An 11,665-nucleotide genomic window follows, 5' to 3' on the forward strand; every position below is an offset into this window, starting at 1 on the left:
CGGCCGATGGCGGCCAGCGCCAGCGCCAGATTGACCGAGGTGGTGGACTTGCCGACACCGCCCTTGCCGGACGCCACGGCGATGATGGCGCGCACTCCCGGCACCAGCGGCTTCGCCTGGGCCGGCTGCTGCCCCGGCTGCTGCGGGGCGTGCGGATGCCCATGCGCGTGGCCATGGGCATGAGGAGCCGTACCGCCAACACGGCTGCCGACCGCCGGCTTGCCGCCCAGCGGCCTAGGGGGGGGCGACGGGCGCGGCAGCGGGAGCAGGTGCGGGCTGGGCGGGGCCACGGGCGCTGTGCGCGGTCAGCGCGGCGGTCACGCCGGCAACACCCGGCAGCGCCTCGACGGCCTTCTGGGCCTCCTGCCGCAGGCCTTCCAGCTTCGGGCCGCGCGCCGGATCGACCTCGATGGCGAAGCTGACGCGGCCGTCCTGCACGGACAGGCCGGTCACCATGCCGAGCGACACGATATCCTGCCCGCGATCCGGGTCGCGGACGGACTTCAGCGCCTGCAGGATCTGGTCTTCGGAAATCTGAACCATGATGTTCTTCTTTATGCGTTAGGTGGCGGTTTGGCCTACTGATATCACGGCTTGGGTGCGGTTGGACAAGCCCGCCGGTCATACCAATATGGTTTGGCCTTCAACAAGCGGTCGGATTGGCCTATAAGCCGGGTCCGAAAGTCCCGCAGGAAATGCTGATAGAGATGAACCCCGCCACCAATATCGACCGGAGCGTACTGCGCGGCATGCTGATCGCCGTCGCGGCGATGATCGTGCTGGTCAGCGCGTCGAACTATCTGGTGCAGTTTCCGCTCAGCGACTGGCTGACCTGGGGCGCGATCACCTATCCGGCGACCTTCCTGGTGACCGACCTCACCAACCGCGCCTATGGGCCAAGGCGGGCGCGCCAGGTGGTCTATATCGGCTTCGCGCTGGCGGTGATCTGCTCTCTGTGGCTGGCGACGCCGCGCATCGCGCTGGCCTCGGGCAGCGCCTTCCTGGTGGCGCAGCTGCTGGACGTCCATGTGTTCGACCGGCTGCGCGGCGGACGCTGGTGGCAGGCGCCGCTGGCCAGCTCCTCCATCGGCTCGGCAGTCGATACCGCTTTGTTCTTCACGCTGGCCTTCGCCGGCACCGCCGTTCCCTTCGTCACGCTGGCGCTGGGCGATTTCGCGGTGAAGCTGGCGCTGGCCCTGCTCTTCCTCTCCCCCTTCCGCCTGCTGATGGCGGTGGTGCGGCCGATGGGGACCGCGCGCCCCTCGTGAAGGTCGATCTCTTCGATTTCCACCTGCCGCCGGAGCGGATCGCCCAGATGCCGGCCGAACCGCGCGATTCGGCGCGGCTGCTGGATATTCGCCCGGACCGGCGCGGCGATTGCGGTGTGCTGGACCTGCCGTCCCTGCTGAATCCAGGCGACCTGCTGGTGTTCAACGATACCCGCGTGATCCCGGCGCGCCTCAACGGCCATCGCGGCGAGGTCGCGGTCGAGGTGCTGCTGCACAAGGCGGAAGCCGATGGCACCTGGCTGGCCTTCGCGCGGCCCGGCAAGCGGCTGAAACCCGGCCAGACCATCCGCTTCGCAGATGATTTTGCCGCCGACATCCTGGAAAAGCGCGAGGGCGGCGAGCTGCGGCTCAGCTTCACCGGCGCATCCGACCTGCTGGAGGCGCTGAAGCGCCATGGCTCCATGCCGCTGCCGCCCTATATCCGCGGCGGCAAGGCGGAAGCGGCGGATGCCGAACGCTACCAGACCATCTATGCCCGCGAGGAAGGTGCGGTTGCCGCGCCCACCGCCGGGCTGCACTTCACCGACCGGCTGATGGCGGCGCTGGCCGAACGCGGCATCGGCACCGCCTTCCTGACGCTGCATGTCGGCGCCGGCACCTTCCTGCCGGTGAAGGCCGACGATACGGAAGACCACCGGATGCATGCCGAATGGGGCAGCATCGACCCCGAGACCGCCGCGCGCATCACCGAGACGAAGCGCCAGGGCGGCCGCGTGGTCGCGGTCGGCACCACCTCGCTGCGCCTGCTGGAAAGCGCGGCACGGGAGGATGGCACCGTCCCGGCCTTTTCCGGCGACACCGATATCTTCATCACGCCCGGCTACCGCTTCAAGGCGGTCGATCTGCTGATGACCAATTTCCACCTGCCGCGCTCCACCCTGTTCATGCTGGTCTCGGCCTTTGCCGGGCTGGAGCGCATGCAATCGGCCTACAGCCATGCGATAGAGGCCGGCTATCGTTTCTATTCCTACGGTGACGCATGTCTGCTGCATCCCAGCCGGTAGAATTCGGCTTCCAGCTCCTCGGCACCGATGGCGCGGCCCGGCGCGGCCGGGTGACGACCGCGCACGGCACCATCGAGACGCCCGCCTTCATGCCGGTCGGCACCGCCGCGACGGTGAAGGCGATGCGCCCGGAATCGGTGGCCGAGACAGGCGCGGAAATCCTGCTGGGCAACACCTATCATCTGATGCTGCGGCCGGGCGCGGAACGCGTCGCGGCGCTGGGCGGTCTGCACAGATTCATGAACTGGCCGAAGCCGATCCTCACCGATTCCGGCGGCTTTCAGGTCATGTCGCTGGCGGGGCTGCGCAAGATCGAGGAGAAGGGCGTCACCTTCCGCTCCCACATCGACGGATCGGCGCATTTCCTGTCGCCGGAACGCTCGGTCGAGATCCAGCATCTGCTGGATTCAAACATCACCATGGTGCTGGACGAATGCACCCCGCACCCGGCGACGCATGAACAGGCGCTGTCCTCCATGGAGCTGTCGATGCGCTGGGCGCAGCGTTCCAGGGACGGCTTCAAGAAGCGCCCCGGCTATGGGCTGTTCGGCATCGTGCAGGGCAGCGTCTATCCCGATCTGCGGCAGCGTTCGGCGGAAGCGCTCGCATCCATCGGCTTCGATGGCTATGCGGTGGGCGGCCTCGCGGTCGGCGAGGGCCAGGAGATCATGTTCCGGGTGCTGGAGGAGACGGTGCCGCACCTGCCCGCCGACCGGCCGCATTACCTGATGGGCGTCGGCAAGCCGGCGGATATCGTCGGCGCGGTTCAGCGCGGCATCGACATGTTCGATTGCGTGCTGCCGACCCGCTCCGGCCGCACCGCGCAGGCCTTCACCGCGCGCGGCACGGTGAACCTGCGCAATGCCCGGCATCAGGACGATCCAAGGCCGCTGGAGGAAGGCTGCCCCTGCCCGGCCTGTACCTCCTACAGCCGCGCCTATCTGCATCATCTGGTCCGGTCGGAGGAAATTCTCGGGCTGATGCTGCTGACCTGGCACAATCTGGCCTATTATCAGCGGCTGATGGCGGGCCTGCGCGCCGCCATCGAGGCCGGGTCGCTGGATGATTTCGCAGAGGATTTCCACGAGAGGCAGGCCGGCGGGGATATCCCGGCGCTATAGGGAGACGAGGACCATGACCGACAGTATCTATAGCGGCCTGACGCAGCTGGGACAGGCGACCGGCCTGCCGGACAGCCCGGAGAAGGCCGTGCTGGAGACGGTGCCGAACCCGCAGGGGGAAGTGCGCTACATGGTGCGCTTCGTGGCGCCGGAATTCACCTCGCTCTGCCCGCTGACCGGCCAGCCGGACTTCGCCCATCTGGTCATCGACTATGTGCCGAAGGACCGGCTGGTGGAGAGCAAGTCGCTGAAACTGTTCCTCGGCTCCTTCCGCAATCACGGCGCGTTCCACGAGGATTGCACGGTCTCCATCGCGCGCCGGCTGGTTGACGTCATGCAGCCGGAATGGCTGCGCATCGGCGGCTACTGGTACCCGCGCGGCGGCATCCCGATCGACGTGTTCTACCAGACCGGCCCGGCGCCCGAGGGCGTGTGGATACCCGATCAGGGCGTGCCCCCCTATCGCGGCCGGGGATGACCGAAGACCTCAAATCCCGCATCCGGGAGCAGGCGCTGGCGCTGGGCTTCGACGCCGTCGGTTTCGCGCCGGCGCAGCTCAGCAATCAGGTGCGGCAATGGCTGGCCGATTTCCTGGCCGAGGGCCGGCATGGCGATATGGGCTGGATGGTCGAGAAGGCCGACCGGCGCGGCGACCCGCAGGTGCTGTGGCCAGAGGCGCGCAGCATCGTCGTGCTGGGCATGAATTACGGGCCGGGACGCGACCCGCTGGCGATCCTCGGCCACCCGACGCGCGCCGGTATCTCCGTCTATGCCCAGGGGCGCGACTACCACGATCATGTGAAGAACCGGCTGAAGGCGCTGGCGCGCTGGATGGCGGAGGAAATCGACAGCGGCGTGAAGGTGTTCGTCGATACCGCACCGGTCATGGAAAAGCCGCTGGGCCAGCAGGCAGGCCTCGGTTGGCAGGGCAAGCACACCAACCTTGTGTCGCGCGGTTTCGGCTCCTGGCTGTTCCTCGGCGAGGTCTATTCGACTCTGGACCTGGCCCCCGACACCTCCGAGATCGACCATTGCGGCAGTTGCACAAGCTGCCTTTCCGCCTGCCCGACCGATGCCTTTCCGGCGCCCTATCAGCTCGATGCGCGGCGCTGCATCTCCTACCTGACCATTGAGCATAAGGGCGTCATCGACCGGGAATTCCGCGCCCCCATGGGCAACCGCATCTATGGCTGCGACGATTGCCTCGCCGTCTGCCCCTGGAACAAATACGCAAGGCCGACCGGGCACGAGGCCTTCCTGCCGCGCGCCGAGCTGATGGCCCCGCGCCTGGCCGACCTCGCGCAGCTCGACGATGCCGGCTTCCGCCAGCTCTTCTCCGGCTCGCCGGTGAAGCGCATCGGCCGCGACCGGTTCGTGCGCAATGTGCTGATCGCGATTGGCAACAGCGGGTCTCAAGCACTTGTACCGATTACGGAAAGCCTGCTTTCAGACAGCTCCCCGCTGGTGCGCGGCATGGCGGTCTGGGCGCTGTCGCGGCTACTCGATGCCGACCGGTTTGCGGGTTTGCGTGACAGGCATCTGCCCGACGAAACGGATGAAGACGTCAGGGAGGAGTGGCTGGAGTGTTGACCTCCCCTTTTTGTCATTGCCGGGCTTGACCCGGCAATCCAGAGGCCACCTTCTGAGGCGTTTCAGGCAGAGCACCGCCCCTGGATGCCCGGATCAAGTCCGGGCATGACAGAAGAAGAACAGCGTGAAGGCCAATCCCGTTGACTCCTCATCCTCCCGCCCCTATCTTCCCGGTCAGCGCCGATTTGAGCATCAGCTTGCGGGCGCTTTACAAATGCAGCTAAAGCGTCGGCCCCGATCCGCCCAGCTTTGGCTGCGGCGGATTTTTTTTTGACGAGCATGCGGAGACGGATCATGGATGCGACCACCCTGAAGGCCCTGCAGGCGCCGCTGAAGGCGCAGTACAAGGACCAGCCGGATGCCGCGAAGATCACCCTGAAGGCCGACGGCAAGCTGGGCGAGGAAGCCATCACCTGCTCCGTCGATACCGGGCGCGCGCTGGTCGAGGCCGGGCTGCATCCCGCCACCGGCGGCGACGGCCTGTCCGCCTGCTCCGGCGACATGCTGCTGCAGGCGCTGGTGGCCTGCGCCGGCGTCACGCTGAAGGCGGTCGCTACAGCGCTCGGCATCGAGATCCGCGAAGGCACGGTGAAGGCCGAGGGCGACCTGGACTTCCGCGGCACGCTGGCGGTGGACCGCGAGGCGCCGGTCGGCTTCACCGATATCCGCCTCTCCTTCGATATCGACACCGACGCGAACGAGGAGCAGCTGGCCAGCCTGTTCAAGCTGACCGAGCGCTATTGCGTGGTGTTCCAGACCCTGAACAACAAGCCGGTGCTGGCGGTCAGCCACACGGTGAATGGCAAGGCCAAGGCCGCCTAACAACAAAATTCAACTGTGCAATTTTTCTGATTGACGGCACAGAAACTGTAGATTAAAAAGACGACATAGCGCCGATTTGAGGCTCAGCTTGCGGGGCGCTTTATAAATTCTGCTAAAGAGAGCGGGCAAATCCGCCCGGCTCTGGAGCCGAGGCGGATTTTTTTCGTCCCGGAGCTGGACCAGACGGACCCCACTCTTCCGAGCCTCCTTACCTGCGCCGCTGGCGCACACGCAAGGAGAGCAAGAATGACCATCAAGATCACCCGCCGCACCTTCAAGCTCGGCAGCATCGCCGCCGCTGCCCTCGCCCTGACCGTTGGAGCAGGCGCCGCCCAGGCCGCGCCGGAGCGCATCGGCCTCGACTACGCCTATTACAATCCGGTCAGCCTGCTGCTGAAGGACAAGGGCTGGGTCGAGGAGGAGTTCAAGAAGGACGGCATCGACGTCCGCTGGGTGCTGAGCCTGGGCTCCAACAAGGCGCTGGAATTCCTGAATGGCGGCTCCATCCAGTTCGGCTCCACCGCTGGCGGCGCAGCGCTGGTCGGCAAGGCCAACGGCAACCCGATCAAGGCGATCTACATCTATTCGCGTCCGGAATGGACCGCGCTGGTCACCGGCAAGGACAGCGGCATCAAGTCTGTCGCCGACCTGAAGGGCAAGCGCGTCGCCGTGACCCGCGGTACCGACCCGCATCTGTTCCTGCTGCAGGCGCTGAACCAGGCCGGCCTTACCGAGAAGGACATCAAGCCGGTGCTGCTGCAGCACCCCGATGGCGGGCGCGCGCTGGTCAGCGGCCAGGTCGATGCCTGGGCCGGCCTCGACCCGCACATGGCCAAGCATGAGCTGCAGGAAGGTGCCCGGCTGTTCCACCGCGACCCGGCGCTGAACACCTATGGCGTGCTGAATGTCCGCGAGGATTTCGCCACCGAGAATCCGGAAATCGTCGAGCGGCTGCTGGCCGTCTATGAGCGCGCCCGCAAATATTCGCTGGAGAACCCGGACGAGCTGCGCGGCTACCTCGTGAAGGCCGCCAAGGTCGAGGATGAGATCGCGAAGAAGCAACTGGGCGAGCGCACCGACCTCGCCAACCCGGTGATCGGCGAGGAGCACCGCAAGGCGCTGACTGCCGCCGGCACCGTGCTGCGCGAGATCGGCGTGCTGAAGGCTGATACCGACGTGCCGGCGCTGGTGGCCGACCTGATCGACGACCAGTACATCCAGCGCGTCAACCGGCAGCAGGCGGCGCAGCGATGACCGCCGAGGTCTATGACCGCGACACCGCGAAGGCGGCGGCTCCCTCGGGGGCCGCTGCTTCTCCGCGCAAGCGCAACCCGCTGGCGGCACTGGCCGGCACCAAGGGGCTGATCGTTCCCCTGTTGCTGCTAGCCGGCTGGGCGGCGCTGTCCTGGACCGACGTGTTCGCGCCCAATCTGGTGCCAAGCCCGGAAGCGGTGCTGGAAGAAATCTCCGCCCTGTGGGCCAGCGGCGAGCTGACCAGCCATATTGGCGTCACGCTGACCCGCGTGCTGTTCGGCTTCCTGGCCGGTACGGCGGCGGCGACGCTGCTGGGGGCCGTCACCGGCTATTCCCGCACCGCGCGGGAGCTGCTGGACCCCACCCTGCAGGCACTGAAGGCGGTGCCCTCGCTGGCGTGGGTGCCGCTGTTCATCTTGTGGTTCGGCATCTTCGAGGCCTCCAAGGTGACGCTGATCGCGGTTGGCGTGTTCTTCCCGATCTATCTGAACCTGGTCGAGGGCATTCAGGGCGTTGACCGCAAGCTGGTCGAGGTGGCGAAGCTGAACCGCTTCAGCCGGCTGGATCTGGTGCGCCGGGTACTGCTGCCGGCCACCCTGCCCTCCTATGTGGTCGGCCTGCGCGCCGGTCTGGCGCTGGGCTGGATGTTCGTCATCGCGGCCGAGCTGATGGGGGCGAGCGAAGGCCTCGGCTATCTGATGGTCGATGGGCAGATGACCGGCCGCCCGGCGGTAATCGTCGCCAGCCTCATCCTGTTCGCCATCGCCGGCAAGCTGACCGACGCCGTGCTGGCAGGGGCCACCCGCCCGTTCCTCGCCTGGCAGGACGGTTTCGGCGCCAAGAAGGGAGCGCACCATGCTCGCAATCGATAGTCTCGCCAAGCATTTCCCGAACGGTGTCATCGCGCTGAACGATGTCGATCTGGCCATCGACCAGTCGGAGATCGTCAGCCTGGTCGGCACCTCGGGCTGTGGCAAATCCACCCTGCTGCGCATCCTGTCCGGGCTGGAGAGCGCCAGCCATGGCCGCGTCGCCATCGATGGCGATCCGGTCAGCGGCCCGCACCCGGAAATCGGCATGGTGTTCCAGGAAGCCCGGCTGATGCCCTGGCTGACCGTGGCCGACAATGTGCGCTTCGCCTTGAACGGCGAGGACAAGGCGAGCCAGGACCGCAAGATATCCTCTGTGCTGGCGAAGGTCGGGCTGGCCGATTTCGCCGGGGCTTATCCGCGCCAGCTGTCCGGTGGTATGGCGCAGCGCGTGGCGATTGCCCGCGCGCTGGTGCGCCGGCCCTCCATCCTGCTGCTCGACGAGCCGTTCAGCGCGCTGGACAGCTTCACCCGGCTGCAACTGCAGGATCACCTGCTGGAGCTGTGGCGCGAGGAGCGCTTCACCATGGTGTTCGTCACCCATGATGTCGAGGAAGCCGTCGCGCTCAGCGACCGCATCGTGGTGATGCGCGGCAATCCCGGCCATATCCACGCTGAATTCGCGCTCGACCTGCCACGCCCGCGCAGGCGCACCGACAGCGATTTCCAGCACTGGAAGGAGAAGATCGTTCAGGCGCTGGATCTGTCGTAACCCCTTTCCATCCTCCCGGGTCCTTTCCTGCCCCGGTCCGATGCCCCCGGTTTTCATGAGGGGGTCCCGGACCGGGGCTTCTTTTTTCCTTGACCGGATAAGGCCAGATACAATTTACAGTCATGTGTGAGTGATTTTTATAATTCACAAATAAATACAGGATTATTATATGCCCGCCCCGCAATCGGTCCTTGCGCTGATCGGCAACACGCCGATGGTCGAAGTCACCCACTTGGATACCGGCCCCTGCCGGCTGTTCCTGAAGCTGGAGAGCCAGAATCCCGGCGGCTCCATCAAGGACCGCATCGGCCTCTCCATGATCGAGGCGGCGGAGCGGGAGGGAAAGATCGCACCCGGTAAGACCACGCTGATCGAGGCGACCGCCGGCAATACCGGCCTGGGTCTGGCGCTGGTGGCGGCGCAGAAGGGCTATCGGCTGCTGCTCATCATCCCGGACAAGATGAGCCAGGAGAAGATCAACCATCTGCGCGCGCTGGGGGCGGAGATCGTCATGACCCGCTCCGATGTCGGGCGCGGTCATCCGGCCTATTACCAGGACATGGCGGAGCGGTTGGAGAAGGAGATTCCCGGCGGCTTCTGGGTGAACCAGTTCGCCAACCCGGCCAACCCGCTGGCGCACGAGACCGGCACCGGTCCGGAAATCTGGGCGCAGATGGATGGCGACATGGATGCGATGGTCTGCGGCGTCGGCTCCGGCGGCACGCTGTCCGGGCTGGGACGCTACTTCAAGAAGACCGCGCCGAATGTCGAGATGGTGCTGGCCGACCCCAAGGGTTCGATCCTGGCCGAGGCCAGCCGGTCGGGCCATATCGGCGAGGCCGGCTCCTGGCTGGTCGAGGGCATCGGCGAGGATTTCATTCCGCCCAATTGCGACCTCGATCTGGTCGGCACGGCGATCACCGTCGATGACCGGGAGGCCTTCGCCACAGTGCGCGAGCTGCTGATGAAGGAAGGCATCCTGGCCGGCACCTCGTCGGGAACGCTGATCGCCGCCGCCCTGCGCTATTGCCGCGCCCAGACCAAGCCGAAGCGCGTCGTCACCTTCGTCTGCGACAGTGGCAACAAATATCTCTCCAAGGCCTATAATGATTTCTGGCTGCAGGATCAGGGGCTGACCGCGCGCGAGAAGACCGGCGATCTGCGCGACCTGATCGCCCGGCAGGCGGTGCGCGGCGAGGTCGTAAGCGTGGAGCCGGGCGACACGCTGCTGACCGCCTATGGCCGCATGCGGCTCTACGATATCTCGCAGCTGCCGGTGCTGGCCGATGGGCGCCTTGCCGGCATCCTCGACGAGAGCGACCTGCTGCTGGCGACGCACGACAACCCGGACGGCTTCCGGCGGCCGGTGTCGGAGGCCATGACCAGCCGCCTGGAAACCGTCGCGCCCACCGCCAAGATCGCCGACCTGATGCCGATCTTCCGCAAGGACCATGTCGCCATCGTGGTCGAAGGCGAGAAATTCCTCGGCCTCATCACCAAGGTCGATCTCATCAACCATCTCCGTCAATCGGTGGCCTGAACAATGACCCAGAACAAGACCAACCGCGCCGGCTTCGGCACGCGCGCCATCCATGCCGGCCAGGAGCCGGATCCGACGACCGGCGCCATCATGGTGCCGATCTACGCCACCTCGACCTATGTGCAGCAGAGCCCCGGCGTGCATAAGGGCTACGAATATTCGCGCAGCCAGAACCCGACCCGCATGGCGCTGGAAGCCTGCGTCGCCGATCTAGAAAATGGCGAGGCCGGCTTCGCCTTCGCCTCCGGCCTTGCCGCCATGGGCACGGTGCTGGAGCTGCTGGACAGCGGCAGCCATGTCATCGCCATGGACGATCTCTATGGCGGCTCCTACCGGCTGTTCGAGAATGTGCGCAAGCGCTCGGCCGGGCTGGAATTCTCCTTCGTCGATCTGTCCGACCCGGCGGCGCTGGAAGCCGCAATCCGTCCGAACACCAGGATGGTCTGGGTCGAAAGTCCGACCAACCCGATGCTGCGGCTGGTGGATTTCCAGGCGATAGCCGCCATCGCGAAGAAGCATGGCCTGATTGCGGTCGCCGACAACACCTTCGCCTCGCCCTATGTGCAGAAGCCGCTGGATCACGGTTTCGACATCGTCATCCATTCGATGACCAAGTATCTGAACGGCCATTCCGACATGGTGGGCGGCGTCGCCGTGGTGCGCGAGGGCAGCCCGCACCGCCAGCAGCTCGCCTATCTGCAGAACGCCATCGGCAGCGTCGCCGGCCCGTTCGACAGCTTCCTGGCGCTGCGCGGGCTGAAGACGCTGCACCTGCGCATGGAACGGCACTGCGCCAACGCGCTGGCCATCGCGCAATGGCTGGAGGCCCACCCGAAGATCGAGAAGGTGGTCTATCCCGGCCTTGCCAGCCATCCGCAGCACGAGCTGGCGAAGCGCCAGATGATCGGCGGCTTCGGTGGCATCGTCACTGCCGTCATCAAGGGCGGGCTGGACGAGAGCCGGCGCTTCCTGGAGCGCACCAAGCTTTTCGCGCTGGCCGAAAGCCTGGGCGGCGTGGAGAGCCTGATCGAACATCCGGCGATCATGACCCATGCCTCGATCCCGCCGGAGATCCGCGCTGAACTCGGCATCTCCGACGGGCTGGTGCGGCTCTCCGTCGGCGTCGAGGATCTGGCCGACCTGCTCGCCGATCTGGAAAACGCTCTGGCGTAGGAAGGACGTCTTTCTCCACCCGTCACCCCTGCACTCGTTGCGGGGGTCCAGGTTTTCGCTTGCTGGATCATCTGTCGAGCAGGCTGAACCCTGGATTCCCGGCACAAGGCCGGGAATGACAGCCAGTGCGTAGTGGCGACAGACTATGGTGGTCCTGCCCCCTCACCCGGCTCGCTGGCGCTCACCACCCTCTCCCGCAAGGGGGAGAGAGTTTTAATCGCGTTCTCATTTTCTCTTTCCCTCTCCCCCGGAGGGAGAGGGTTGCGCAGCCTTGTGAGCGAAGCGAACTAG

At 66.1% G+C, this 11,665-nt stretch carries 13 protein-coding genes and 1 riboswitch; of the genes, 11 read left to right on the plus strand and 2 right to left on the minus strand.

All coding sequences use genetic code 11. The annotated features are described in order from the left end of the window. Positions 1–290, minus strand: a 290-nt coding sequence (locus MK313_RS18180; RefSeq protein ID WP_322098625.1) for a P-loop NTPase, incomplete at its 3' end; no start/stop codon positions are given. Beyond that, positions 235–543 carry an iron-sulfur cluster assembly protein gene (locus tag MK313_RS18185; RefSeq protein WP_322098626.1) on the minus strand — a complete coding sequence of 103 codons (309 nt, stop codon included), beginning with the start codon at positions 541–543 and terminating at the stop codon, positions 235–237. The genes MK313_RS18185 and MK313_RS18180, both read right to left, overlap by 56 nt. 164 nt (positions 544–707) lie before the next feature. On the opposite strand from MK313_RS18185, the gene MK313_RS04020 reads away from it, so the two are divergent. The 11 genes from MK313_RS04020 (at position 708) to MK313_RS04070 (ending at position 11,374) form a co-directional block, all read left to right on the plus strand. Then, complete coding sequence (locus MK313_RS04020; RefSeq protein ID WP_192813237.1) at positions 708–1,268, plus strand: queuosine precursor transporter; 561 nt, start codon at positions 708–710, stop codon at positions 1,266–1,268. Continuing rightward, positions 1,265–2,293: a tRNA preQ1(34) S-adenosylmethionine ribosyltransferase-isomerase QueA gene (queA, locus tag MK313_RS04025; RefSeq protein WP_287780203.1), complete on the plus strand. Its 1,029-nt coding sequence runs from the start codon at positions 1,265–1,267 to the stop codon at positions 2,291–2,293. The genes MK313_RS04020 and queA overlap by 4 nt, the downstream gene beginning before the upstream one ends. Beyond that, a complete protein-coding gene (gene tgt / locus MK313_RS04030) occupies positions 2,269–3,414 on the plus strand; it encodes a tRNA guanosine(34) transglycosylase Tgt (RefSeq protein ID WP_287780204.1) in 1,146 nt (381 codons plus the stop codon). Before queA ends, tgt begins: the two co-directional genes overlap by 25 nt. Positions 3,415–3,427: 13 nt before the next feature. Then, positions 3,428–3,892, plus strand: a complete 465-nt coding sequence (gene queF / locus MK313_RS04035) for a preQ(1) synthase (RefSeq protein ID WP_287780205.1) — start codon at positions 3,428–3,430, stop codon at positions 3,890–3,892. Beyond that, complete coding sequence (gene queG / locus MK313_RS04040) at positions 3,889–5,004, plus strand: tRNA epoxyqueuosine(34) reductase QueG (RefSeq protein WP_287780206.1); 1,116 nt, start codon at positions 3,889–3,891, stop codon at positions 5,002–5,004. Before queF ends, queG begins: the two co-directional genes overlap by 4 nt. A gap of 294 nt (positions 5,005–5,298) precedes the next feature. Next, positions 5,299–5,826: an OsmC family protein gene (locus tag MK313_RS04045; protein WP_287780207.1), complete on the plus strand. Its 528-nt coding sequence runs from the start codon at positions 5,299–5,301 to the stop codon at positions 5,824–5,826. 58 nt (positions 5,827–5,884) lie between these two features. Beyond that, a riboswitch (SAM riboswitch) is annotated at positions 5,885–5,963 on the plus strand. Between the two features lie 109 nt (positions 5,964–6,072). Further along, complete coding sequence (locus MK313_RS04050) at positions 6,073–7,080, plus strand: aliphatic sulfonate ABC transporter substrate-binding protein (protein ID WP_287780208.1); 1,008 nt, start codon at positions 6,073–6,075, stop codon at positions 7,078–7,080. Continuing rightward, complete coding sequence (locus MK313_RS04055) at positions 7,077–7,952, plus strand: ABC transporter permease (RefSeq protein WP_287780209.1); 876 nt, start codon at positions 7,077–7,079, stop codon at positions 7,950–7,952. Before MK313_RS04050 ends, MK313_RS04055 begins: the two co-directional genes overlap by 4 nt. Continuing rightward, positions 7,936–8,661 carry an ABC transporter ATP-binding protein gene (locus tag MK313_RS04060; RefSeq protein WP_287780210.1) on the plus strand — a complete coding sequence of 242 codons (726 nt, stop codon included), beginning with the start codon at positions 7,936–7,938 and terminating at the stop codon, positions 8,659–8,661. The genes MK313_RS04055 and MK313_RS04060 overlap by 17 nt, the downstream gene beginning before the upstream one ends. A 169-nt stretch (positions 8,662–8,830) precedes the next feature. Further along, complete coding sequence (locus MK313_RS04065; RefSeq protein ID WP_287780211.1) at positions 8,831–10,201, plus strand: cystathionine beta-synthase; 1,371 nt, start codon at positions 8,831–8,833, stop codon at positions 10,199–10,201. Between the two features lie 3 nt (positions 10,202–10,204). Beyond that, the gene (locus MK313_RS04070) at positions 10,205–11,374 is read left to right on the plus strand and encodes a trans-sulfuration enzyme family protein (RefSeq protein WP_287780212.1); all 1,170 of its coding nucleotides are present in this window, start codon (positions 10,205–10,207) and stop codon (positions 11,372–11,374) included. Positions 11,375–11,665 lie beyond the last annotated feature (291 nt).

This window comes from Oceanibaculum sp. (genome assembly GCF_022449305.1).
In the GTDB taxonomy this organism is placed as follows: domain Bacteria; phylum Pseudomonadota; class Alphaproteobacteria; order Oceanibaculales; family Oceanibaculaceae; genus Oceanibaculum; species Oceanibaculum indicum.